The sequence below is a fragment of the Actinomadura rupiterrae genome (genome assembly GCF_024172125.1).
In the GTDB taxonomy this organism is placed as follows: domain Bacteria; phylum Actinomycetota; class Actinomycetes; order Streptosporangiales; family Streptosporangiaceae; genus Spirillospora; species Spirillospora rupiterrae.
The window spans coordinates 449,533-473,492 of the sequence record NZ_JAMZEA010000002.1 but is presented as its reverse complement, the minus strand read 5'-3'; the positions used below and the strand labels follow the sequence as shown (position 1 = coordinate 473,492).

20 protein-coding genes are annotated in these 23,960 nt (G+C 71.5%); 13 read left to right on the top strand and 7 right to left on the bottom strand.

The features are described 5' to 3' along the window. Positions 1–127: 127 nt before the first annotated feature. From FHU30_RS06680 to FHU30_RS06660, 5 genes are all read left to right on the top strand, one after another. Positions 128–1,330 (top strand): thiolase family protein, encoded by a 1,203-nt coding sequence (locus FHU30_RS06680; RefSeq protein WP_253872978.1) that lies wholly within the window; start codon positions 128–130, stop codon positions 1,328–1,330. Further along, positions 1,327–3,417: a 3-hydroxyacyl-CoA dehydrogenase NAD-binding domain-containing protein gene (locus tag FHU30_RS06675; RefSeq protein WP_253872975.1), complete on the top strand. Its 2,091-nt coding sequence runs from the start codon at positions 1,327–1,329 to the stop codon at positions 3,415–3,417. The genes FHU30_RS06680 and FHU30_RS06675 overlap by 4 nt, the downstream gene beginning before the upstream one ends. Positions 3,418–3,674: 257 nt before the next feature. After that, positions 3,675–5,153: an amino acid permease gene (locus tag FHU30_RS06670; protein ID WP_253872972.1), complete on the top strand. Its 1,479-nt coding sequence runs from the start codon at positions 3,675–3,677 to the stop codon at positions 5,151–5,153. 49 nt (positions 5,154–5,202) lie between these two features. After that, positions 5,203–6,543, top strand: a complete 1,341-nt coding sequence (locus FHU30_RS06665; RefSeq protein WP_253872970.1) for an FAD-dependent oxidoreductase — start codon at positions 5,203–5,205, stop codon at positions 6,541–6,543. Positions 6,544–6,718: 175 nt separating this feature from the next. Next, the gene (locus FHU30_RS06660) at positions 6,719–7,084 is read left to right on the top strand and encodes a hypothetical protein (RefSeq protein WP_253872967.1); all 366 of its coding nucleotides are present in this window, start codon (positions 6,719–6,721) and stop codon (positions 7,082–7,084) included. A gap of 23 nt (positions 7,085–7,107) precedes the next feature. Here FHU30_RS06660 and dxs read toward each other — a convergent pair whose 3' ends face one another. After that, a complete protein-coding gene (gene dxs / locus FHU30_RS06655; protein WP_253873874.1) occupies positions 7,108–9,048 on the bottom strand; it encodes a 1-deoxy-D-xylulose-5-phosphate synthase in 1,941 nt (646 codons plus the stop codon). A 187-nt stretch (positions 9,049–9,235) separates the two neighbouring features. On the opposite strand from dxs, the gene idi reads away from it, so the two are divergent. The 7 genes from idi (at position 9,236) to FHU30_RS06620 (ending at position 15,528) form a co-directional block, all read left to right on the top strand. Continuing rightward, the gene (gene idi, locus FHU30_RS06650) at positions 9,236–9,817 is read left to right on the top strand and encodes an isopentenyl-diphosphate Delta-isomerase (protein WP_253872965.1); all 582 of its coding nucleotides are present in this window, start codon (positions 9,236–9,238) and stop codon (positions 9,815–9,817) included. Positions 9,818–9,989: 172 nt separating this feature from the next. Next, positions 9,990–11,315, top strand: a complete 1,326-nt coding sequence (locus tag FHU30_RS06645; RefSeq protein WP_308211213.1) for an ABC transporter substrate-binding protein — start codon at positions 9,990–9,992, stop codon at positions 11,313–11,315. Continuing rightward, a complete protein-coding gene (locus FHU30_RS06640) occupies positions 11,312–12,271 on the top strand; it encodes a carbohydrate ABC transporter permease (protein WP_253872962.1) in 960 nt (319 codons plus the stop codon). The genes FHU30_RS06645 and FHU30_RS06640 overlap by 4 nt, the downstream gene beginning before the upstream one ends. An 88-nt stretch (positions 12,272–12,359) precedes the next feature. Then, positions 12,360–13,229, top strand: coding sequence for a carbohydrate ABC transporter permease (locus FHU30_RS06635; RefSeq protein ID WP_372503850.1), 870 nt, complete (start codon positions 12,360–12,362; stop codon positions 13,227–13,229). Between the two features lie 172 nt (positions 13,230–13,401). Next, the gene (locus tag FHU30_RS06630) at positions 13,402–14,280 is read left to right on the top strand and encodes a GVDTG sorting domain-containing protein (RefSeq protein ID WP_253872958.1); all 879 of its coding nucleotides are present in this window, start codon (positions 13,402–13,404) and stop codon (positions 14,278–14,280) included. Between the two features lie 38 nt (positions 14,281–14,318). Beyond that, on the top strand, positions 14,319–14,915 hold the full coding sequence (locus FHU30_RS06625; RefSeq protein ID WP_253872955.1) for a class F sortase: 597 nt from the start codon (positions 14,319–14,321) through the stop codon (positions 14,913–14,915). A gap of 178 nt (positions 14,916–15,093) precedes the next feature. Beyond that, positions 15,094–15,528, top strand: a complete 435-nt coding sequence (locus tag FHU30_RS06620; protein WP_253872952.1) for an ASCH domain-containing protein — start codon at positions 15,094–15,096, stop codon at positions 15,526–15,528. A 61-nt stretch (positions 15,529–15,589) separates the two neighbouring features. Here FHU30_RS06620 and FHU30_RS06615 read toward each other — a convergent pair whose 3' ends face one another. From FHU30_RS06615 to FHU30_RS06600, 4 genes are all read right to left on the bottom strand, one after another. Further along, entirely contained in the window at positions 15,590–16,249 is a 660-nt protein-coding gene (locus tag FHU30_RS06615; RefSeq protein WP_253872949.1) for a hypothetical protein, read from the bottom strand. 198 nt (positions 16,250–16,447) lie between these two features. Then, a complete protein-coding gene (gene mug / locus FHU30_RS06610; protein ID WP_253872947.1) occupies positions 16,448–17,029 on the bottom strand; it encodes a G/U mismatch-specific DNA glycosylase in 582 nt (193 codons plus the stop codon). Next, complete coding sequence (locus FHU30_RS06605; RefSeq protein WP_253872945.1) at positions 17,029–17,751, bottom strand: sulfite exporter TauE/SafE family protein; 723 nt, start codon at positions 17,749–17,751, stop codon at positions 17,029–17,031. The genes mug and FHU30_RS06605 overlap by 1 nt, the downstream gene beginning before the upstream one ends. A 70-nt stretch (positions 17,752–17,821) precedes the next feature. Then, positions 17,822–18,760, bottom strand: a complete 939-nt coding sequence (locus FHU30_RS06600) for an aldo/keto reductase (RefSeq protein ID WP_253872943.1) — start codon at positions 18,758–18,760, stop codon at positions 17,822–17,824. A 47-nt stretch (positions 18,761–18,807) separates the two neighbouring features. Here FHU30_RS06600 and FHU30_RS06595 point away from each other — a divergent pair, with 47 nt between their 5' ends. After that, positions 18,808–19,494, top strand: a complete 687-nt coding sequence (locus tag FHU30_RS06595) for a TMEM175 family protein (protein ID WP_253872940.1) — start codon at positions 18,808–18,810, stop codon at positions 19,492–19,494. 3 nt (positions 19,495–19,497) lie between these two features. Here the strand turns inward: FHU30_RS06595 and FHU30_RS06590 are convergent, their stop codons facing one another. Together FHU30_RS06590 and acnA are read right to left on the bottom strand one after the other, a co-directional pair. Beyond that, positions 19,498–20,901, bottom strand: coding sequence for a pyridoxal phosphate-dependent decarboxylase family protein (locus tag FHU30_RS06590; RefSeq protein ID WP_253872939.1), 1,404 nt, complete (start codon positions 20,899–20,901; stop codon positions 19,498–19,500). Positions 20,902–21,065: 164 nt separating this feature from the next. Continuing rightward, on the bottom strand, positions 21,066–23,810 hold the full coding sequence (gene acnA, locus FHU30_RS06585; RefSeq protein ID WP_253872936.1) for an aconitate hydratase AcnA: 2,745 nt from the start codon (positions 23,808–23,810) through the stop codon (positions 21,066–21,068). Positions 23,811–23,960: the final 150 nt, after the last annotated feature.

Sequence of the window (23,960 nt, the reverse complement as noted above, 5' to 3'; positions counted from 1 at the left end):
AGATTCGCGCCACGATCGCGGGTGCGGCGCGGTGTCGGTGACCCGGATGCCCGTTACCGGCGAGTAGGATGATGAGTTACCAGCGAGTAACCATCGTTCAGTACCACCGTGACAGGGAGGGCGACCCGTGCCTCGTACCGCACGTGACGTCGTGTTCGTGGACGGCGTCCGCACGCCGTTCGGCAAGGCGGGCCCCAAGGGCCTGTACGCGGAGACCCGCGCGGACGACCTGGTCGTCCGCGCGATCCGCGAGCTGATGCGGCGCAACCCGTCCCTGCCGCCGGAGCGGGTGGACGAGGTCGCCGTCGCCGCCACCACCCAGACCGGCGACCAGGGCCTGACCATCGGCCGCAGCGCCGCCGTGCTGGCGGGCCTGCCCAAGAGCGTCCCCGGCTACGCCATCGACCGGATGTGCGCGGGCGCGATGACGGCCGTCACCACCACCGCCGCCGGGATCTCCTTCGGCTCCTACGACGTCGTCGTCGCCGGCGGCGTCGAGCACATGGGCCGGCACCCGATGGGCGAGGGCGTCGACCCCAACCCGCGCTTCCTGGCCGACAAGCTCGTCGACCCGTCCGCGCTGGTCATGGGCTCGACCGCGGAGAACCTGCACGACCGGTTCCCGTCGATCACCAAGGAGCGGGCGGACGCCTACGCCGTCCGCAGCCAGGACAAGGTCGCCGCCGCCTACAAGGCCGGGAAGATCCAGCCGGACCTGGTACCGACCGCGATCCGCTCGGTGGAGAAGGGCTGGGGCCTCGCCACCGAGGACGAGCCGCCGCGCCCGGGCACCACCCTGGACGACCTGGCCAAGCTCAAGACCCCGTTCCGGGTGCACGGCAACGTCACCGCCGGGAACGCGGCGGGCCTGAACGACGGCGCGACGGCCTGCCTGCTCGCCGCCGAGGACGTGGCCCGCGAGCTCGGCCTCACGCCGCGGATGCGGCTGATCGACTTCGCCTTCGCCGGTGTCGAGCCCGAGGTGATGGGCGTCGGCCCGGTCCCGGCGACCGAGAAGCTGCTCGCCCGCAACTCCCTCACCATGGACGACATCGGCCTCATCGAGATCAACGAGGCGTTCGCCGTGCAGGTGCTGGCGTTCCTGGAGCACTTCAAGATCGCCGACGACGACCCGCGCGTGAACCCGTGGGGCGGCGCGATCGCCCTCGGCCACCCGCTGGCCTCGTCCGGCGTCCGGCTGATGAACCAGCTCTCGCGGCTGTTCGAGGAGCGGACCGACGTCCGCTACGGCCTGACCACGATGTGCGTCGGCATGGGCATGGGCGGCACCGTCCTCTGGGAGAACGTGAACTGGGAGGGCGACAAGTGAGCGCCGACATCACCGAGATCTTTCGCGACGAGGTCGTCACGCACGTCCGCGTCCGCGACGTCCAGCTCCCGTTCGGCGCGGGCACGCTCGCGCTGATCACGCTGGACAACGGGCACGACCACACCAAGCCCAGCACGTTCGGCCCGGCGGGCCTGACCGAGCTGAACGCCGCGCTGGACGAGATCGCCAAGCGGGACGACATCGTCGCCGTCGGCGTGACCGGCAAGCCGTTCATCTTCGCGGTCGGCGCGGACCTCAAGGGCGTCCCGCTGATCCAGAAGCGCGAGGACGCCCTCGCCATCGGCAAGCTCGGCCACGACGCGTTCCGGCGGCTCGGCGAGCTGAAGGTTCCGTCGTTCGCCTACTACAACGGCGCGGCGATGGGCGGCGGGGTCGAGATCGGCCTGCACTGCTCGTACCGGACGGTCTCCCGCGGCGTCCCGGCGCTGAGCCTGCCCGAGGCGTTCCTCGGCCTGGTCCCCGGCTGGGGCGGCACCTACCTGCTGCCGAACCTGATCGGCGCGGAGAAGGCCCTCAAGGTCGTCATCGACAACCCGCTCGCCCAGAACAAGCAGCTCAGGGGCCAGCAGGCGTACGACCTGGGCATCGCCGACGCGATCTTCGACGCGGCCGACTTCCTGGAGGAGTCGCTGATCTGGACCGCCCGCGTGCTGACGGGCGAGATCGAGGTCAAGCGCCCCGAGGTCGACAAGGGCAAGGCCTGGGACGACGCGGTCAACATGGCCCGCTGGACGCTCGACGGCAAGCTGCACGGCGCCGCCCCGTCCTACGTCCGCGCGCTGGACCTGGTCGCCGCGGCCAAGGACCGCACCCGCGACGAGGGCTTCGCCGCCGAGGACGAGGCGCTCGCCGACCTCATCATGAGCGACGAGCTGCGCGCCGGGCTGTACGCGTTCGACCTGGTGCAGAAGCGCGCCAAGCGCCCCGCGGGCGCGCCGGACAAGGCCCTGGCCCGCAAGGTGACCAAGGTCGGCGTCGTCGGCGCGGGCCTGATGGCCTCGCAGCTGGCGCTGCTGTTCGCGCGCCGCCTGGAGGTCCCGGTCGTCCTCACCGACCTGGACCAGGAGCGCCTGGACAAGGGTGTCGGCTACGCGCACGCCGAGATCGACAAGCTGCTCGGCAAGGGCCGGATCTCCGCCGACAAGGCCAACGGCCTCAAGGCGCTGATCACCGGCTCGCTGACCAAGGACGCCTTCGCCGACGCGGACTTCGTGATCGAGGCCGTGTTCGAGGAGATGTCGGTCAAGCAGAAGGTGTTCGCCGAGGTCGAGGAGCACGTCTCCGCCGAGGCGATCCTCGCGACCAACACCTCGTCGCTGTCGGTGTCGGAGATGGCGAGCAAGCTGAAGCACCCCGAGCGGGTCGTCGGCTTCCACTTCTTCAACCCGGTCGCGGTGCTGCCGCTGCTGGAGATCGTCCGGGGCGAGGCCACCGACGACGCGGCGCTGGCGACCGCGTTCGCGGTGGGCAAGCAGCTGAAGAAGTCCTGCGTGCTGGTCAAGGACGCGCCGGCGTTCGTGGTCAACCGGATCCTGCTGCGCCTGATGGCGGAGATCATCCAGACCGTGGACGAGGGCACCCCGATCGAGGTGGCCGAGCGCGCCGCCGCGCCGCTGGGCCTGCCGATGCCGCCGTTCGTCCTGATGGGTCTGGTCGGCCCGGCGATCGCGCTGCACGTGAACGAGACGCTGCACGGCGCGTTCCCGGAGCGGTTCCCGCTGTCGGCGAAGTTCGGCGAGTTCGTGGCGGCCGGGAAGCGCGGCGTCTACCTGCCGGACTTCTCGATCGACCCCGAGGCGGCGAAGATCTTCGGCGGCGGGGACAGCCCGTCCACCGAGGAGCAGGTGCTCGCGCGGGCGCTGAAGGCGCTGGCCGAGGAGATCCGCCTCATGCTGGACGAGGGCGTCGTGGCCGCGCCCGAGGACATCGACCTGTGCATGATCCTCGGCGCCGGCTGGCCGTTCCACCTGGGCGGCATCACGCCGTACCTGGACCGCAGCGGCATCGCCGAGCAGGTCACCGGCCGCCGGTTCCTGGAGCCCGGCGTCGCCTCCCTGCCCGCCTAGGCGGCGCGCCGCCGCCCGCGTGACCGGCCTGGCGGCCGCTTGACCGGCCTGGCGGCCGCTTGAGCGGTGCGCCGCCCGGCCAAGGCGGCGCTTCGTTCCGTATGGTTACGGAAAATGCCGTCCCGAGTGATCGGGGCGGCATTTTCGCGTCTTAATCGGGCATCCCGGACGGGCCGGTGTTTCGACAGGCCCTTACCTGCGAACACCTAAGTAAGGCAACCATGAGTAATACAGTTGTCACCCTGAAGGGATGCCCCGTGGACCTGTTCCGCACCAAGACGGTCGAGCAGTCGATCCGTGACACCGAGGCGCCGACGCACCGGCTGCGCCGGGACCTCAGCGCGATGGACCTGGTGGTCTTCGGTGTCGGCGTGATCGTCGGCACGGGCATCTTCGTGCTCACCGGCCAGGTCGCCAAGGACCGGGCCGGACCCGCGGTGGCGCTCTCGTTCGTCCTCGCCGCGGTCGTCTGCGGGCTCGCCGCGCTCTGCTACGCCGAGTTCTCCTCGACCGTCCCGGTCGCGGGCTCGGCCTACACCTTCTCCTACGCCACGCTCGGCGAGCTGCCGGCGTGGATCATCGGCTGGGACCTGATCCTGGAGCTGGCGCTCGGCGCGGCGGTGGTGTCGGTCGGCTGGTCGGGCTACCTGGACTCGCTGCTGGCGTCCGCCGGGGTCCACCTGCCGGACGCGATACTGAACCCGCCGGGCGAGGGCGGCGGGGTGCTGAACGTCCCGGCCATGCTGATCGTGCTGGCCGTGACCGGGCTGCTCGTCCTCGGCGTGAAGGTGTCCTCGCGGGTGAACGCGGTGATCGTGACGGTCAAGGTCGCGATCGTGCTGCTGGTGATCTTCGCGGGGCTGTTCTTCGTCAAGGGCGCCAACTACCACCCGTTCATCCCCGCCTCGAAGTCGAACGGTTCGGTCAGCGGGGCCGGCGCGCCGCTGATGCAGGTGCTGTTCGGCATCACGCCGGTGTCCTACGGCTGGCTCGGCATCTTCGCCGCCGTCTCGATCGTGTTCTTCGCCTACATCGGGTTCGACATCGTCGCGACGGCCGCCGAGGAGGCGCGGCGCCCGCAGCGGGACCTGCCGATCGGGCTGATCGGCTCGCTGTTCATCACGGCCGTCCTGTACGCGGCGGTGTCGCTGGTGGTCGTCGGCATGCAGCACTACACCGAGCTGAGCGCCAAGGCGCCGCTCGCGGACGCGTTCAAGGCCGTCGGGCACCCCGCGTTCGCCACGGTCATCAGCATCGGCGCGGTCGCGGGCCTCACCACGGTCGTGCTGATCCTGCTGCTCGGGCAGAGCCGGGTGTTCTTCGCGATGAGCCGGGACGGCCTGATGCCGCCGTGGCTGTCGGCCGTCCACCCGCGGTTCGGCACGCCCTACCGCTCGACGCTGGTGATGGGCTGCATCGTCGCCGTCCTCGCCGGGCTCATCCCGCTCGCGAAGCTCGCCGAGCTGGTGAACATCGGCACGTTGTTCGCGTTCCTGGTCGTGTCGATCGGGGTGGTGATCCTGCGGCGGACGCGTCCGGAGCTGCCCCGCGCGTTCCGGACCCCGCTCGTCCCGGTGGTGCCGGTCCTGTCCGTCCTGGCCTGCCTGTTCGTCATGCTGAACCTGCCGGTCGAGACCTGGTACCGGTTCGGGGCGTGGATGGTGATCGGGTTCGTCCTGTACTTCGCGTACGGCCGCAGGCACTCGCGGATCGCGCGGGCCGACTCCCAGGTGTGACCGCGCTCACGCTGTCGCTCCGGCGTCCGGCGTGGGCACAATGGCCCGCATGACGGGACACCTGCGGGTCGCGGTCGTCGGTTCCGGTCCGGCCGGGTTGTACGCGGCCGAGGCCCTGCTGAAGCAGGCCGGTGACGGGACGCGGGTGGACGTGTTCGACCGCCTGCCGTCTCCGTACGGGCTCGTCCGGTACGGGGTCGCGCCGGACCACCCGTCCATCAAGTCGATCGCGCGGTACCTCCAGGGCGTCCTGGAGCGTCCGGGCGTGCGGTTCTTCGGGTGCGTCGAGCTCGGCCGGGACATCACGCGCGCCGAGCTGCTGGAGCGCTACGACGCCGTCGTGTACGCGACCGGCGCGATGGTCGACCGGCACCTCGGCATCCCCGGGGAGGAGCTGCCCGGCAGCTTCGCCGCCACCGACTTCGTCAACTGGTACTGCGGCCACCCCGACGCCGCCGACCTGGAGTTCGCGCTGGACGCCGAGGACGTCGCGGTCATCGGCGTCGGGAACGTCGCCGTGGACGTCGTCCGCATCCTCTCCCGGACGGTCGCCGAGCTGCGCACTACGGACGTCCCCGAGCAGGTGCTGGACGCGCTCGCGCACAGCAGGGTGAAGCGCGTCCACATGATCGGGCGGCGCGGCCCGGCGCACGCCAAGTTCACCACCAAGGAGCTGCGCGAGCTGGGCACCCTCGCCGAGGCGACGGTGCACGTCCGGCCCGAGGACATGGAGCTGGACGCGGCGAGCGCGGCGCTCGCCGAGGCCGACCGGCACGTCCGCGGCAACGTCAAGGTCATGGCCGGGTGGACGGGCTCCCCCGGCGACCGGCCGCGCCGCATCGACGTCCGGTTCTGGCGCGCGCCCGTGGAGATCCTCGGCTCCGGCAAGGTCGAGGGGCTGCGCGTCGAGCGCACCCTCCTGGACGCGTCCGGGCGCGTCACCGGCACCGGCGAGTTCGAGGACATCCCCGCCGGGATGGTGCTGCGCTCGGTCGGCTACCAGAGCGTCCCGCTGGCCGGGCTGCCGTTCGACGAGCGGACCAAGGTGGTGCCGAACGACGGCGGCCGCGTCCTCGGCCCGGACGGCCCGCTCCCCCGCGAGTACGTCGCCGGCTGGGTCAAGCGCGGCCCGACCGGCGTCGTCGGGACGAACAAGTCGGACGCCGCCGAGACCGTCCGCAACCTGCTCGCCGATCTCGGCGACGCCCGCATCGAGCCCGCCGGGCCCATCGAGGACCTCCTCGACGCGCGCGAGCTGCCCGCCGTCCAGTACGCCGACTGGCTCAACCTGGACGCCGCCGAGATCGCCCTCGCCCGCTCCCTGGACCGCGGCGAGCGCGTCAAGCTGGCCCGCTGGGAGGCCATGCGCTCCGCCTGCCGCGGCGCCTGATCCCGCCGACCGAATCCGGCTCAGATCCAGACCGAAACTCGGTGATCCGGAAATCCGGGTTCCGGTCTTCCGAATCAGGCGAACTTCCGGGGCGAGACCGGCAAAACGCCAGGCCGAGCGGACATCCGCCGCCGAACCGGTGACGGCGGGGTGAGCCAGCGGCTACCGTGCGTGTGTGACCGGTGGTCCAGAGCTGTTCGGATTCCCCCCGCCAGCCTCGGTGCCCGACCTGCGGTGGCTCGGCCCCGACTACGTCTCCGTGCTCGTGTACGACCTGACGCAGGGCCTGCTCCGCCAGGACGCGGGCACCCAGGTGATGGGCGTGCGCTGCGAGGGCGAGCCCGACCTGCTCCCCACCGTCGACCCGGCGGGAGTGATCCGCGCCCACGACGCCACGTTCCCGCTCCAGGTCTTCGTCTCCGACGGCGCCGGACGCCCCTGGCGCCTGCGCGGCCGCTGGACCTACTCCGGCCGCGAGCTGGGCACCGCCTCCGCCTCCATCGACCACTCCTGGCACCTCCTCTCCGCCGAGGGCGTGTGACCACCCCCGGCGTCCAGGCAGCGTCAGTCGGTGGCGGCTTCGGCGTGGTGTTCGGCGGCGGCGGAGGCGTTGCCGTGGCCGGCTATGCGGGCGGTGGCGGCGGTGATCTCGCGGGCCAGGTCCTGCGGGGTGAGGCCGAGGTCGGCGAGGATCTGCGCGCGCGAGGCGTGGTCGAGGAACTCCTGCTCGATGCCGTAGGTGCGGACCGGGACGTCCACGGCGTGGTCGCGCAGCTCGCGCGCCACGGCGTCGCCGACGCCGCCGGTGCGGCCGTTGTCCTCGACGACGGCGACCAGGGTGTGGTCGGCGGCGAGCTCGACCAGCGCCGGGTCGAGCGGCTTCACCCAGCGCGGGTCGACGACCGTGACGCCGATGCCCTGCGCGGCGACCAGCTCGGCCGCGGCGAGCGCGGTGCCCGCCAGCGCCCCGGCGACGACCAGCAGCACGCGGGTGCCGTTCGCGCCGGCGTGCCGGGCGAGGACGTCCATCTCGCCGGCCTTGTCGACGGCCTCGACGTCGGCGGCGACCGAGCCCTTCGGGTACCGGATGGCGGACGGCCCGTCCTCGATGGCGACGCACTCGCGCAGCAGCTCGCGCAGCCGCGCGCCGTCGCGCGGGACGGCGATGCGCATGCCGGGCACCAGCGACAGGAGCGACAGGTCCCACATGCCGTTGTGGGACGCGCCGTCGTCGCCGGTCACGCCGGACCGGTCCAGCGCGAACGTGACGGGCAGCCGGTGCAGCGCCACGTCCATCAGCACCTGGTCGAACGCGCGGTTCAGGAAGGTGGCGTACACGGCGAAGACCGGGTGCATGCCGCCGAGCGCGAGCCCGGCGGCCGAGGTCGCGGCGTGCTGCTCGGCGATGCCGACGTCGTACATGCGGTCCGGGTAGGCCTCGGCGAACGGCGCGAGCCCGACCGGGTAGAGCATCGCGGCGGTGATCGCGACCACGTCGGGACGCTCGGCGCCGATGGCGACCATCTCGTCGCCGAACACCTTCGTCCAGCCGGGGGCGGCGCCGGGCTTGGCGGGGGCCTTGCCGGTGGCGGGGTCGAACGCGCCCGCGCCGTGCATGTGGTCCTCGTCGTCGGCGAGGGCGGGCTCGTAGCCCTGGCCCTTGCGGGTGATCGCGTGCACGATCACCGGGCGGCCGAACGAGCGGGCCTTGCGCAGCGCGTGCTCCACGGCCTCGGCGTCGTGCCCGTCGATCGGGCCGACGTACTTCATGCCGAGGTCCTCGAACATGGCCTGCGGCTGGAGGACGTCCTTGATGCCCTTCTTGATGCCGTGCAGCGCCTCGTAGGCGACGTGGCCGACGACGGGCGCGCGCGGCACCGTCCGCTTGATCAGGTCGAGCGCGTGCTCGTAGCCCTGGGTGACGCGCAGGTCGGCGAGGTGGCTGGCGAGCCCGCCGATCGTGGGCGAGTAGGAGCGGCCGTTGTCGTTGACGACGATGATGACCGGACGGTCCTTGGCGCCGGCGATGTTGTTCAGCGCCTCCCAGCACATGCCGCCGGTGAGCGCGCCGTCGCCGACCACCGCGACCACGGCCCGCTCGGACTCGCCGCGCAGCTGGAACGCCTTGGCTATGCCGTCGGCGTAGGACAGCGCGGTCGAGGCGTGCGAGTTCTCGATCACGTCGTGCTCGGACTCGGCCTGGCTCGGGTAGCCGGAGATGCCGCCGCGCCGCTTGAGCGCGGAGAAGTCGTGCCGCCCTGTCAGCAGCTTGTGGACGTACGCCTGGTGACCGGTGTCGAACAGGATCCGGTCGCGCGGCGAGTCGAAGACGCGGTGCAGCGCGATGGTGAGCTCGACGGCGCCCAGGTTCGACCCGAGATGTCCGCCGGTCTTGGACACCGCGTCCACGAGGAACTCACGGACCTCCCCGGCCAGGCGGGGCAGCAGCGTGGCGTCCAGTCGCTTGAGGTCTTCAGGACCCGTGATCGACTCCAGCAGGGTCACGCTCGTCAACTCCTCCATCAGGGGCTTACCTGGGCCCCCGGTCGTCGGGCCGTACCGAGTTTAGTGCGGCTTGACCGACCCGGCGTCCCGGCCCGCGACCTGGGACCATTTCCGCACCGAATCGCCACACACCTCTACCGGTCCACCACGCCCGACCGGGTTCACCACCCTCAACGAAAGGAACCGCGTGTCCGTTCACACCGAGGAGATCGTGCTGCTGAACGCCGCCGACGAGGCGATCGGGACGGCGCCCAAGCTCGCCAGCCACCACCGGGACACCCCCTACCACCTGGCGTTCTCCTGCTACGCCGTGGCCCCGGACGGCCGGGTGCTGATCACCCGGCGGGCGCTGGACAAGAAGACCTTCCCCGGGGTCTGGACGGGCAGCTGCTGCGGCCACCCGGCGCCCGGTGAGAACCTGCGGGACGCCGTCCGGCGGCGGCTGGACACCGAGCTCGGCCTGGCCGCGGACGCGCTGACCTCCGTCCTGCCCGGGTTCCGGTACCGGGCGTCCGCCGAAGACGGGACGGTCGAGTACGAGCGCTGCCCGGTCGTCCGCGCGACCGTGACCCAGGTCTCGCCGAGCCCGGACCCGAGCGAGGTCGAGGACGCGGAGTGGTGGACGTGGGCGGAGTGCCTCGCGCTCGCCGAGCGGCCCGAGTCGTCCCCCTGGTACCGGCTGCAGATGGCCGAGCTCGCGCCCCTCGGCGAGCCCCTCGACTGGCCGGACGCCGGCACCGGCGACCTTCCCCCCGCCATCTCCTGGTAGCCGTCCCCTCCCAGCCCCTCCCTTACCTCCCCAGTTGTCCCTCGTCACGGCAGTCGTCCTGAATCACGGCGAGTGACTCAGATCACCGGAAGATCACTATTCGGGGCAGAGTGTTGACCTGATCACACTCTCGAACGGACGCTTGTTCTTCGGGTAACCGAAGGGACGAGCGATGCTGGGTTCAGGTGTGCGCGGCCACCGGGTTCGCGGGCGCGGCGGTCTCACCGCGATGACGGCCGTCGCGCTCTGCGGCGCGATGGCGCTCTCCGCCTGCGGAGGCGGCGGCAGCAAGGGATCGACGGACAAGTCCAAGGTCGAGGTCTTCTCCTGGTGGACCGGTCCAGGCGAGGCGGACGGCCTGGCCGCGATGAAGGCCGACTTCGAGAAGAACAACCCCGGCACGCAGTTCGTCAACGCGGCCATCGCGGGCGGCTCGGGCACGCAGGCCAAGGCCGTGCTCGCCAGCCGCCTGCAGAACCGCAAGCCGCCGGACTCCTTCCAGGGCCACGCGGGCGCCGAGCTGCAGGACTACATCAAGGCCGGGCAGATCGAGCCGCTGAACTCGTTCTACGACGAGAACGGGATGACCAAGGTCTACCCCAAGCAGCTGCTCGACCAGATCAGCTACAACGGCAAGATCTACTCGGTGCCGGTGAACATCCACCGGTCGAACATGCTCTGGTACAACCCGGCCGTGCTGAAGGAGGCCGGGATCGCCGGGCCGCCGAAGACGGTCGCCGAGTTCATCGCCGACCTGAAGCAGGTGCAGGGCAAGACCAAGAAGGTGCCGCTGTCGCTCGGCGCGCAGTGGACCGCGGACCACCTGCTGGAGAGCGTCCTGCTGGGCGACCTCGGCACCGACGGCTACAACGCGCTGTGGAAGCCCGGCGCGGACTGGTCCGGCGCGCAGATGACCAAGGCGATCACCGACTACGCCGAGATCGTGAAGTACACCTCGGTGGAGGCCGCCTCCACCGACTGGCAGGGCGCCGCCAAGGCCGTGGTGGACGGCAAGGCCGCGTTCAACATCATGGGCGACTGGGCCTACGGCTACTTCACCGGGGACGCGCCGAACGGCCTGAGCAAGAAGCTCGGCACCGACTTCAACTACGCGCCCTCCCCCGGCACGGACGGCACGTACATGTGGCTGTCGGACGCCTTCACCCTGCCCAAGGGCGCCCCGCACCGCGCGGGCGCGCTCGCGTGGCTGAAGGAAGCGGGCAGCAAGCAGGGCCAGGACCTGTTCAACCCGAAGAAGGGCTCGGTCCCGGCCCGCACGGACGGCGACAAGAGCCTCTACACCGGCTACCTCGCCTACGCGTTCGCCCAGTGGAACAACCCGTCCACCAAGCTGGCCGGGTCCATGTGGCACGGCGTGGTCGCCAACAACAAGTGGCACACCGACATCGACACCGCGGTGGGCCTGTTCCTGCAGAGCAAGGACGCCGGGAAGCTGCAGAAGGCGCTGGCGGACGCGGCCAAGAACGACGCGCAGTGACGTCTGTCTCTACGCGCGGCACGGACCGGCGGGCCCGCCCCCAGGGCGGCCCGCCCGGTCCGCTCCGCAGGCTCCGAAGGGCGGGCTGGCTGCCGGGTCTGCTGCTGGTCGCGCCGTCCATCGCGGCGATCGGCCTGTTCGTGTACGGGCTGATCTTCTGGAACGTCCGGGTCGCGGTCAGCGGCAAGCACGACGAGGTGTCGCCCTACAAGTTCGACAAGGGCAAGAACTTCGTCGACCTGTGGCACGAGCCGTCCTGGCCGGGGGCGGTGCGGCACGCGCTGCTGTTCACCGTCGTGTTCGTCGGCGGCGCGCTGATCCTCGGCGCGTTCCTGGCGTTCCTGATGGAGAAGGGCATCAAGGGCGAGGCCGGGTTCCGGATCATCTACCTGTTCCCGATGGCCATCTCGTTCATCGCGTCCGGCGTGGTGTGGCGGTGGCTGATGAACCCGGCGCCGGCCGATCGCGCGGTGGGGCTGAACCAGCTGTTCCACAAGACCGGGCTCGGCGACCTGGCGAACTCGTGGTGGCAGGACAAGTCGTGGGGCATGGCCGCGATGGCGATCCCCGCGATCTGGCAGATGTCCGGGTACGTGATGGCGCTCTACCTGGCCGGGTTCCGCAGCGTCTCGGAGGACCTGCGCGAGGCGGCCCGGGTGGACGGCGCGTCCGAGTGGCAGGTGTACCGGTACGTGGTGTTCCCGCAGCTGCGGCCGGTGACGCTGTCCGCGCTGATCATCCTCGGGCACATCTCGCTGAAGGTGTTCGACCTGATCATGGCGATCGCGGGCAAGCAGATCATCACCTACGTCCCGGCGATCGCGACCTACGTCGAGGTGTTCGACCGGCACGACCCGGCGAACGGCGCGACGATCGCGACGTACCTGCTGCTGGCGGTCGCCGTGCTGGTCATCCCCTACCTGGTCTGGTCGGTGCGGACGGAGCGGAACCGATGAGCGCGCCGGTCCGGTCCGCATGGACGGAGCCGATGAGCGCGACCGGGCCGGTCCTTCAGGTGCGGACGTTGTGGACGGAGCGGAGCAGATGAGCGCAACCGGAGCGGTCGCCCGTGCGCCGCGGTCGCGGACGGCGGGGGCGCGGGCGATGCGCGCGCTGCGGTTCGCCGTGCTGCTGGCGTTCGTCCTGCTGTTCCTGATCCCGGTGTACGTGCTGGTGGTGACGAGCTTCAAGTCGCTGTCGGAGGCCGATCCGGCGACCGCGTGGAACCTGCCGAAGCACTGGGGCCTCGGCGGATGGCGGGCGGCCTGGGACTCGCTGCGGCCCGGCCTGGAGAACAGCTTCAAGATCGCCGTGTCGGGGTCGCTGATCTCGGCGGTGCTGGGCTCGCTGAACGGCTACGTGCTGAGCAAGTGGCGCTTCCCCGGCGCGGACGCGGTCTTCACGCTGTTCCTGTTCGGGATGTTCATCCCGTACCAGGCGGTGATGATCCCGCTGGCCGGGCTGCTCACCCACATGGAGCTGGTCGGGACGATCCGGGGCCTGGTCCTCGCGCACGTCGTCTACGGCATCCCGATCTGCACGCTGATCTTCCGGAACTACTACGTGACCATCCCGGACGAGCTGATCGAGGCGGCCCGGGTGGACGGCGCGGGCATGCTCCGCACGTACTGGTCGATCGTCCGGCCGGTGTCCGGACCGGCGTTCGCGGTGGTGCTGATCTGGCAGTTCACCTCGATGTGGAACGACTTCCTGTTCGCGGTGTTCCTCGGGGCGCCGGACAGCTGGCCCGTGACCGTCCTGCTGAACAACACGGCCGGGTCGGGCGCGGCGGCGGTGAACTACAGCCAGCAGATGGCCGAGGCGCTGCTCGCGTCCCTGCCGACGCTGCTGGTGTACCTGCTGCTCGGCCGGTTCTTCATGCGCGGCCTCATGGCGGGCGCGCTCAAGGGCTGACGCTCGTCCCGCGCGTAGTGGACGTTGTCCGAAAGTGACAAGAGAGGTGGCCGGATCCGGTCAATAAGTGATCACTTCTGTGAGAGAGCGCACAGGAGTGATCTCTGTCTCTACACTGCCCCGTTACGAGTCGCCTCGTGACCTGGCACGCGCACGATCTCAGGGGGTTCCCATGGGCAGCAGCACCGTCCGACGCATCGCGGCCGCCGGCGGCGCGTCCGGGGCCGTCCTGATCGGGTCGCTGGCGGCCGGGGCCGCGCCCGCGCTGGCGGCCCCGGCCCCCGGCGCCCCCTCGGTCTCGATCGAGCCCAAGCGGTTCGCGCCCGGCGACGACGTGACCGTCCACATCGACGGGTGCGTGACCGAGCCGTCCGTCGGCGACCAGAACGAGATCTTCGTGAAGGGTGACCCGGCGCACTTCGACAAGTCCGGCGGGACGTCCTGGAGCGGGATCGGCGCGACGCAGCCGGGGCTCAAGCCGGGCAACTCCTACCTCACCAAGTTCGGCTGCATGACGGCGAGCGGGCCGCGCACGCTCACGCTGTTCGCGACCGTCCCGGAGAAGACGACCACGCCTCCCCCGCCGCCGCCCGGCAAGGGCCACGGCGGTGACGGCGGGTTCCACTTCGGCTTCGACGACGTCGACCTCTCCACCCGGACGGTCATGCCGGGCGGGACGCTCGGCATGAAGGTGCACTGCCCGACCGAGGCGAGCGCGTCCTCGTCGTCCTTCGTCGAGGAACCGCGGTTCAAGGAGACCGACAAGGACTCCTGGGAGGCGACGGCGACGTTCGAGAAGTCGCTGCCCTCGATCGTCCGCGTCACGATCAGCTGCGCCGGCTACAGGCACGTCGTGTTCAGCACCCGTCCGGGCAAGGACGAGGTGGCGCCCGGCCCGCAGATCCCCAAGGGCGCCCCCGAGACCGGCGACGGCAGCACCGCCCGCCGCCCCGCCGACCGGACGCCGCTGATCGGCACCGGCGCCGCGGTCGTCGTCCTCGCCGGCACCGGCCTGGCCCTCCGCCGCCGCGCGACGAAGGGACGATCCTGATCCCCCGCCGTCGCACCACGCTCGGACACCTCGCTCTGGTGAGCGGGGTGCTCGTCGCGGGCTTGCTGGCGGGCGGGTGCGGGGATGACTCGCCTTATGCGGACGGGCCGGGCACGCCCGGTGGGCGGGCGCGGCCTCGTCCGGCGGGGCCGGTGCGGTATGCGACGTCCGCGCTGCCGCGGTCGGAGCCCGCGACCATCAAGATCCCGAAGCTCGGCGTGTCCGCGCCGGTCACCGGCCTGGGCCTGAAGCCGGACGGGACGATCGAGGTCCCGCCGCTCGACCAGCCGAACCTCGCGGGCTGGTGGAAGGACGGCCCGACCCCCGGCGAGACCGGCCCGTCGGTGGTCCTCGGGCACGTGGACGCGCGCGGCGCGGCGGCCGTCTTCAACAAGCTGACCGAGCTGCGCGAGGGGGACCGCGTCCAGGTCGTCCGGAAGGACGGCAGGACCGCCGAGTTCGCCGTCCAGCGGGTGGAGCGGGTTGCCAAGTCCGCCTTCCCGGGTGAGAAGATCTACGCCGAGGACCTCGACTACGCGGCCCTGCGCCTGGTCACCTGCGGCGGCGACTTCGACCGCGAAACCGGCCATTACGTCGACAACGTCATCGCTTACACACGACTGGTGCAGAGCTGAACCATCCGCCCCACCCGCTCGTTGTCCGAACAACAGGGACGGCTGTCCCTGCGGACACCTCCGCCTGTCGCGGCGGTGCGGATACGTTCGGCGGGGACGGGTACTCGCGGCGACCGTGCGACGCCCGCCGCCTCCACCGGACAGGATGGAGGGACGGGCGAGAACTGGAGGTGACGGGTTGAGGGCGATCAGCGTCCAGCAGCCGTGGGCGTTCGCGATGGCGCGGGGCGGCAAGGGCGTGTTCAACCAGCCGTCGCCCACCGCGTACCGGGGCCCGGTCCTGGTGTACGCCTCCCTGCGGGTGGACCTCGGCGCGTGCGACTCGCCGCTCGTCCTCGCCGCCGGGTGGGACCCCGGCGACCCCCTCGCCACCGTCGGCGCGGTCATCGCGGTCGCCGAGATCGAGGACGTCTGCGACGGCGCCGTCCTGGACGGTACATGCGACTGCGGCCCGTGGGCCGACGCCGAGACCTACCACTGGCGGCTCGCGGACGTGACCCCGCTGCCCCGCCCGGTGGTGGCGCTCGGCAAGGTCGGCCTCTGGGAACCGTCCGCGACCCTCGTCACGGAGGTGCGCACGATGCTCGCCTCCACGACGTCCAGCCCCGGCTGACCTCTCTGCGCCCCAGCCCGCGCCGCGGGCGGCACCTCCGGGCCCGCGCCGTGGGCCGCGGTCAGCCGGCGGGCCAGCCGCAGCCGCCGCAGAACTTCGAGTCGCCGAGGTCGGTCCCGCAGTTGGTGCAGAACTTCTTGTTCTCGGCGGGCGCGGCGGCCAGGGCGTGGCCGCACTCGCGGCAGAACTTGCCGGTGCCGCAGTCGCCCCCGCAGGACGGGCAGCGCGCCGTGGCCTGCGCCTTGTAGTCGACGCCGGCCGTCCAGTCCTGCTGCCGGATCTTGTCGTTGAGCTGGTCGACCTGCGCGGCGGCCTGCATGCCTGCGATCTCCTGGTCGAGCTTCGGCGCGCAGCGGGTGCACAGCCCGCGCTCGGCGTTCCAGCAGATCGCCTTGCAGGACCAGTCGCCGCAGCGGTGGCACTGGACGAAGTGCGGCGCCATCTCCTCGACGGCCTTGGCGAGCGCGCGGTCGCGGGTCCGGCCGCGGGTGGACGAGCGCAGCCACTGCGCGTCCCATCCGAAGCGGGACGCCTTGTCCCCGACCTCGCCGCCGACCAGGTCGCCGCCGAGCTGCAGCAGCCGGCCCCCGAAGCCGGTCACCGAGTGCTGGAACGGCGAGCTGTAGCCGTTGCCGCAGCGCTCGCAGAAGAACTCGAACTGGTATCCCTCGTGGGTCGAGTGATCCTGGTAGTTGTCGGTGAAGAACACCATTTCGGCCATCGCCGCCCCCGGTGACTTGTCGTAACCCCGGAGGGATTGTCGCCTATCCGGATGCGGGCGGATAAGCCAGAACCGCCTTCCGGCGCCGTCCGGATGCGGACACGGCCGCTGCCCGACGGCCCGTCCCGGCGGCCCGTCCCGGCGGCCCGTCCCGGCGGCCCGTCCCGGCGGCCCGTCCTGGCGGGCCGTCCCGGCGGGTCAGGCGCCGGCGGCCTCGCGCAGGCGCGCCAGCTCGCCCGCGATGCGGTCGAGGGGCCAGCTCGCATTGAGGCCGCTGGGGTTCGGCAGGACCCAGACGCGGGCCGGGCCGATCATGTCGTCCTGGAGGCCGATCTGCGCCTTGGGGTGCCCGAACGCGGTGCGGTACGCGGTAACGCCCTGCACGGCCAGGAACCGCGGACGGCAGCGCTCGACCAGCTCGGCGAGGCGCTTCCCGCCCTCGCGCAGCTCCTCGGGCGTCAGCTCGTCGGCGCGGGCGGTCGTGCGGGGCGCGAGGTTGGTGATGCCGAGGCCGAGCGCGCCCAGCTCGTCCTGCTCGGACGGGTGCAGCAGCCGCGGCGTGAACCCGGACCGGTACAGCGCGGGCCAGAACCGGTTGCCGGGACGCGCGAAGTGGTGCCCGGTCGCGCCCGAGTACAGCCCGGGGTTGATCCCGGTGAACAGCACCCGCAGCGGGACGTCCTCGGGCGGCAGGACGTCCGGGATCACCCGGTCCTTCGCGGCCTCCAAGTCGTCCTTCGTGGGACGCGGGAACGGGCGCGGGGAGGTGGGCTTCGGCATCAGATCAGGTTACGCACGATGAGCGCGGTGGCGGAGACGGCGACCAGGGCCAGGACGGCCGTGCGGGTGCGTCCGCCGTCCAGGTAGCGGCGCAGCGGCCCGGCGGCGAAGAAGCCCGCGGCGACGAACGGGGTGAGCGCGAACCCGGCGACGAGCTGGCGCTCGGGCATCTGGTGCAGCGCGACGAGGGTGATCACCGAGATCAGCGTGCCGAGGGTGAAGAAGATCGCCAGGGTGCCGCGCACCCGGGGGCCGCTCTCGCGCTGGTAGAGCAGCGCGATCGGCGGGCCGCCGATGGCGGTGGCGGTGCCGCCGAGCCCGGCGAACATCCCGGCCGCGGCGAGCGTGGCCGGGTTGCGCGGGACGGAGCCGGAGTAGGCGGTCACGGCGAGCGCGACGAGCACCAGCGAGCCCGCCGCCAGGCCCATCCCGCGCACCGACAGGACGGCGACGACCCACACGCCGAGCGGTGTCCCGGCGAGCCGTCCGGCGAAGGCCCAGCCGAGGCCGGACAGGTCGGCGTGCCGGACCTCGCGGACGAGCGTGAACATCGGCGTGACGGTAGCCGCGACCAGCAGCGCGCCCGGCATCAGGTTCGGGAAGAGCAGCGCGACGACGGGTGTCGCGACCACCCCGACGCCGAACCCGATGCTGCTCTGCACGATGGCGCCGACCAGGACGGCCAGGCCGCCGACGACGAGGAACAAGGTGGACGGAAGCACGCCGGAACGCTACAACCACCAAGATCCGCTATGCGAAGCGATATCCCCTTTGCGGGAGCCGGGCCGTCCGCTAGGCGGAGGCCTCGTCGAGGCGGCGGGTCTCGTCCTCGGTGAGGGTGACGTCGGCGACCCGCATCAGGGCCGGGAGCTGCTCGACCGTGCGGGCGCTCGCGAGCGGCGCGGCGACGGTCGGACGGCCCGCGAGCCAGGCGAGCGCGACCGTGGCGTGCGGGACGTCCCGCTCGGTGGCGACCGCGTCCAGCGCGGCGAGGACCTTCTGGCCGCGCTCGCTGTCCAGGTACTTGCCCGCGCCCTGCGCGCGCGGGCTGTCGACCTTCTCACCCGGGCGGTACTTGCCGGTCAGGAAGCCGGACGCGAGCGCGTAGTACGGGACGGCGGCGAGGCCGTGCCGCTGCGCGATGTCCATCCGGGCGCCCTCGTAGTCGTCCCGGTGGACGAGGTTGTAGTGCGGCTGGATCGCGACGTACTTGGCCAGGCCCTCCTTCTCGCTGGCCGCAAGGGACGCCTCCAGCCGCTCGGGCGAGATGTTCGAGACGGCGATCTCGCGGACCTTGCCGGACCGCTTCAGCTCGTCCATCGCGCCGATGATGTCCTCGACCGGCACCGACTCGTCGTCGAAGTGGGTGTAGTACAGGTCGATGTACTCGCTCTGGAGGCGGCGCAGCGAGTCGTCGGCGGCGGCGCGGATGTTGTCCGGCGCGAGGCCCTTGCGGTCCGGGTGGGCGCCGACCTTGGTCGCCACGATCACCTCGTCCCGGTTCCGGCGGGACGCGAGCCACTCCCCGATGATCGTCTCGGACTCGCCGCCGCTGTTGCCGGGCACCCAGGCCGAGTAGCCGTCTGCGGTGTCGAGGAAGTTGCCGCCGCCCGCGCGGTAGGCGTCCAGGACGGCGAACGAGCCGTCCCGGTCGGCCGTCCAGCCGAAGACGTTGCCGCCCAGGCACAGCGGGAAGACGTCCAGGGATCCGATTCTCTTCGTGTCAGCCATAGTTTGATCCTTCCAAGGACGCCGACGTTCATTCCCCGGGAGCCCCCATGTCCGAACCCCTCACCTCTCCCCCGGAGCAGGCCGACGCCGAGCTGGCGATCAGCCCGGCCCGGCTGCAGGCCTTCAGCGACGGCGTGATCGCGATCGCCGCGACGCTGCTGATCCTGGACGTGCACCGGCCGGGCCGGGACGAGCCGGTGTGGTCGGCGCTGCGGCACGAGTGGCCGGCGCTGGACTCCTACGCGGTGACGTTCCTGGTGATCGGGATCGCCTGGATCCACCACCACAACCTGTTCCACCGGGTCGTCCGGGTGGACCGGACGCTGCTGTTCCTCAACCTCGGCCTGCTGGCGACGATCAGCTTCCTGCCGCTGCCGACGGCCACCCTCGGCGAGCACCTCACGCGCCCGCACGCGGCCGACGCGGCGGTGTTCTACGCGGTGTCCATGGCGGTGTCGTCCGGGTGGTTCACGCTGTTCTGGCACCATCTGGCGCGCCACCCCGAGCTGATGCACGAGGCGGCGCGTGGGACGGCCGCCCGGGCGCGGCGGCAGTCGCTGCTCGGCCCGGTCGGCTACCTGGTCGCGGCGCTGGTGGCGCTCGCGAGCCCGATCGGCGCGCTCATGCTCAGCTCGCTGATCGTCCTGTACTTCGTGGTCGGACGCCGCAACCCCGCGTCCCGCACCCGCATCCCCGGAACCGCGCCCGTTTCGGCGCCCGCCGAACCCGAGTAGCGCCTAGACCAGGGTGTCGAGGACGGGGATGACCTTGTCGGCGCGGGTCATCGGGTTGACGAAGGCCAGCCGCAGGACGCTCCGGCCCTCGAACCTGGTCGGGACGCACAGGATGACGCCATCCGCCGCGTTCTGCCGCGACCAGGCCGAATACTGCTCCTCGGTCCAGCCGGTCCGCTCGAACAGCAGGACGGACAGGTCCGGCTCCTGCAGCAGCCGCAGGTGGCCCGAGTCGCGAATGTAGTCGGCGACCCGGCGGGACGTGGCGAGAGTCGTCTCGACGGCCTCGGTGTACCGGTCGGTGCCGTGCGTGGCGAGGCCGAACCAGAACGGCAGGCCGCGGGTGCGGCGGGTGAGCTGGACGGCCAGGTCGGACGGGTTCCACTGCTCGCGGTCGACCTCGTCCAGGTACCCGGCGTGCTGGGTGTGCGCGGCGCGGGCGTAGCGCGGCTCGCGGTAGATCAGCGCGCAGCAGTCGTAGGTGGAGAACAGCCACTTGTGCGGGTCGACGATGAAGCTGTCGGCCCGCTCGATGCCGTCGTAGCGGTCCCGGACGGACGGGGCGGCGAGCCCGGCGCCGCCGTACGCGCCGTCCACGTGCATCCAGGCGCCGAACTCGGCGCAGGCGTCGGCGACGCCGGCGAGGTCGTCGATGATGCCGCCGTTGGTCGTCCCGGCGGTGGCGACGACGGCGAAGAGGGTCCGTCCGGCGTCCCGCTCGGCCTGGAGGACGTCGCGCAGGGCCGCGCCGGTCATCCGGCCCCGGTCGTCCGGGACCTCGACGACGTCGGCGTCCAGCAGCCGCGCGACCGACTTGATCGACGAGTGCGCCTCGCCGGTGCAGGCGAGCCGCCAGCCGCCCTCGGGGCGCCCGCCGAGCCGGTGCCGGGCGGTCTCGCGGGCGGTCGCGAGCGCGGACAGGTTGCCGGTCGTGCCGCCGGAGACGAACGTCCCGCCCGCGGTCTCGGGCCAGCCGAGCAGCCCGACCAGCCAGGCGAGGGCCTCGTTCTCGGCGTGGATCGCGCCCGCGCCGGTCTCCCAGTGCCCGCCGAACACGTTCGCGGCGCTGACCACGCAGTCGAAGGCCATGGAGGTGCGGGACGGCGCGGCGGCGATGTAGGCCAGGTGCATCGGGTCGTCCATCGCGCGGGTGGCGGGCAGCAGGACGTCCTCGAACACCCGCATCGCCTCGCGCGCGCCGATGCCGGACGGCGTCACGGTCTTGCCGGCCGCGTCGGCCAGCTCGGACGCGGGCCGCGCGGTGCTCTTCGGGTCGCTCGACCGCACGACCCGGCGGCGCGTCCAGTCCAGCAGCGCGTCCACCACGGCCGTCTCGTCGCCCCACGGGGACCCCAGAGCCTGACTCGCGAGAGCCTGCTTCGCGCCGTGACTCGTCTGGCGGGCCATGCCACCTCCATCGCTGACACAGTGATCACAAATGCCTCATACATCCTATGAGGCCACATACCCCTCGTTTGACCTCAAAGGAAATTCGCCGCTTCCGGACGTCCGGAAACGCGGAACGGGCCGCCCCCGAAATGGGGACGGCCCGTCCGGACGAGCAGTGGCGCCTACTTGCGCAGCAGGTTGCGCAGGACGTACTGCATGATGCCGCCGTTGCGGTAGTAGTCGGCCTCACCGGGGGTGTCGATCCGGACGACGGCCTTGAACTCCTTGCCAGCTCCGTGCGCGGCCGGGTCCGTCGCCTTCACCGTCACCTCGCGCGGGGTCTCGCCCTCGTTGAGCTTCTCGACACCGGTGATCTCGAAGGTCTCGGTGCCGGTCAGGCCCAGCGAGGTCGCCGACTCGCCCTCGGCGAACTGCAGCGGGAGCACGCCCATGCCGATCAGGTTCGAGCGGTGGATGCGCTCGTAGGACTCGGCGATGACGGCGCGGACGCCGAGCAGCGCGGTGCCCTTGGCCGCCCAGTCGCGGGACGAGCCGGAGCCGTACTCCTTGCCCGCCAGCACGACCAGCGGGGTGCCCTCGGCGGCGTAGTTCTGCGCGGCGTCGTAGATGAACGCCTGCGGCGCGCCGGGCTGGGTGAAGTCGCGGGTGTAGCCGCCCTCCACGCCGTCCAGCAGCTGGTTGCGCAGCCGGATGTTGGCGAAGGTGCCGCGGATCATGACCTCGTGGTTGCCGCGGCGCGAGCCGTAGCTGTTGAAGTCCTTGACCGCGACGCCGTTCTCCTGCAGGTACTGCGCCGCCGGGGTGCCGACCTTGATCGAGCCCGCCGGGGAGATGTGGTCGGTGGTGACCGAGTCGGCCAGCTTCGCCAGCACCCGCGCGCCCTTGATGTCGGAGACCGGGGCCGGCTCCATGGCCATCCCGTCGAAGTACGGGGCCTTGCGGACGTAGGTGGAGTCGGCGTCCCACTCGAAGGTGCCGCCGGTCGGGATGTCCAGGCCGCGCCAGCGGTCGTCGCCCTTGAAGACGTCGGCGTAGGTGCGGATGTACATCTCCTGGCCGATGGACGACTCGACGATCTCGGCGACCTCGTCGGTGGACGGCCAGATGTCCTTGAGGTAGACCGGCTCGCCCTGCGCGTCCTCGGCGATCGGGTCGTTCAGGATGTCGATGTCCATCGTGCCCGCGAGCGCGTAGGCGATGACCAGCGGCGGCGAGGCCAGGTAGTTCATCTTCACGTCGGGGCTGATCCGGCCCTCGAAGTTGCGGTTGCCCGACAGGACCGCGGTGACCGCGAGGTCGTTGTCGTTGATCGCCTTGGAGATCTCCGGCTGCAGCGGTCCGGTGTTGCCGATGCAGGTGGTGCAGCCGTAGCCGACCAGGTTGTAGCCGATCTTGTCCAGGTACGGGGTGAGGCCCGCGCGCTCCAGGTAGTCGGTGACCGCCTGGGAGCCGGGGGCGAGCGAGGTCTTGACCCAGGGCTTGCGGGTCAGGCCCTTCTCGACCGCGTTCTTGGCGAGCAGGCCCGCGCCGACCATCACGTACGGGTTGGACGTGTTGGTGCACGAGGTGATGGCCGCGACCGCGACGACGCCGTGGTCGATGGTGAACTCGCTGCCGTCGTCCATCCGGACGAGGGTGCGGCGGTGCGGGCGGTCGCCGTTGCCGTGGTCGTGCTCGGCCGGGGCGTCGGACGCCGGGAAGGACTCGATGCCCGCCTCGTCGCCCTGCTTGACGTAGTTCTGCACGTCGCGGCGCCAGGTCTCCTTGGCGGCCGAGAGCGAGATGCGGTCCTGCGGGCGCTTCGGGCCGGCCAGCGACGGGACGACCGTCGCGAGGTCGAGCTCCAGGTACTCGGAGAACTCCGGCTCGACCGACGGGTCGAGCCACATGCCCTGCTCCTTGGCGTACGCCTCGACGAGCGCGATGTGCTCCTCGGAGCGGCCGGTGAGCCGCAGGTACGACAGGGTCTGGTCGTCGATCGGGAAGATCGCGCAGGTGGAGCCGAACTCGGGGCTCATGTTGCCGATGGTGGCGCGGTTGGCGAGCGGCAGCTCGTGCACGCCCTCGCCGTAGAACTCCACGAACTTGCCGACCACGCCGTGCTTGCGCAGCATCTCGGTGACGGTCAGCACCAGGTCGGTGGCGGTGGTGCCCGCCGGGAGCTGGCCGGTCAGCTTGAAGCCGACGACCCGCGGGATCAGCATGGAGATCGGCTGGCCGAGCATCGCGGCCTCGGCCTCGATGCCGCCGACGCCCCAGCCGAGCACGCCGATGCCGTTCTCCATCGTGGTGTGCGAGTCGGTGCCGACGCAGGTGTCGGGGTAGGCGGTGCCCTCGTTGTCGAACACCACGCGGGCCAGGTGCTCGATGTTCACCTGGTGCACGATGCCGGTGCCGGGCGGGACGACCTTGAACTGGTCGAACGCGGTCTGGCCCCAGCGCAGGAACTGGTAGCGCTCCCTGTTGCGCTCGTACTCGACCTCGACGTTGCGCTCGAACGCCTCGGGGCTGCCGAAGTAGTCGACGATGACGGAGTGGTCGATGACCATCTCGGCCGGCGCGAGCGGGTTGATCCGGGTCGGGTCGCCGCCGAGGTCGCGGACGGCCTCGCGCATGGTCGCCAGGTCCACCACGCAGGGCACGCCGGTGAAGTCCTGCATGATCACGCGGGCCGGGGTGAACTGGATCTCGTGGCTGGGCGCGGCCTGGGAGTCCCAGCCCGCCAGCGTGCGCACGTGGTCGGCGGTGACGTTGGCGCCGTCCTCGGTGCGCAGCAGGTTCTCCAGCAGCACCTTCAGGCTGTACGGGAGCCGGGCCGAGCCCTCGACGGCGTCCAGCCGGTAGATCTCGTAGGACTTCTCGCCGACACGCAGCTCGCTGCGGGCGCCGAAGCTGTTCGCGGACACGGACTCCTCCTCCGTACCGCCGCACGTCCGGTCCGGGACGCGAGTGCGGCGGAATTCAATGTTCGTCTCTGTAGGGCGGGGCCGCCCCGCCGGCAGCGGCCGGTCGTGGAGTGCGACCCGGGGCCGGTTCAGGGCCGGTCGGACGGGCTC

What these genes read in the sequence shown, in the direction of transcription:
- FHU30_RS06635 (WP_372503850.1), top strand. Translation starts at nt 12,360, where the DNA reads ATGAGCGCAACCGGAGCGGTCGCCCGTGCGCCGCGGTCGCGGACGGCG.
- FHU30_RS06600 (WP_253872943.1), bottom strand. Translation starts at nt 18,760, where the DNA reads ATGGCTGACACGAAGAGAATCGGATCCCTGGACGTCTTCCCGCTGTGC.
- FHU30_RS06645 (WP_308211213.1), top strand. Translation starts at nt 9,990, where the DNA reads ATGCTGGGTTCAGGTGTGCGCGGCCACCGGGTTCGCGGGCGCGGCGGT.
- FHU30_RS06665 (WP_253872970.1), top strand. Translation starts at nt 5,203, where the DNA reads ATGACGGGACACCTGCGGGTCGCGGTCGTCGGTTCCGGTCCGGCCGGG.
- FHU30_RS06595 (WP_253872940.1), top strand. Translation starts at nt 18,808, where the DNA reads ATGTCCGAACCCCTCACCTCTCCCCCGGAGCAGGCCGACGCCGAGCTG.
- FHU30_RS06590 (WP_253872939.1), bottom strand. Translation starts at nt 20,901, where the DNA reads ATGGCCCGCCAGACGAGTCACGGCGCGAAGCAGGCTCTCGCGAGTCAG.
- FHU30_RS06630 (WP_253872958.1), top strand. Translation starts at nt 13,402, where the DNA reads ATGGGCAGCAGCACCGTCCGACGCATCGCGGCCGCCGGCGGCGCGTCC.
- FHU30_RS06615 (WP_253872949.1), bottom strand. Translation starts at nt 16,249, where the DNA reads ATGGCCGAAATGGTGTTCTTCACCGACAACTACCAGGATCACTCGACC.
- mug (WP_253872947.1), bottom strand. Translation starts at nt 17,029, where the DNA reads ATGCCGAAGCCCACCTCCCCGCGCCCGTTCCCGCGTCCCACGAAGGAC.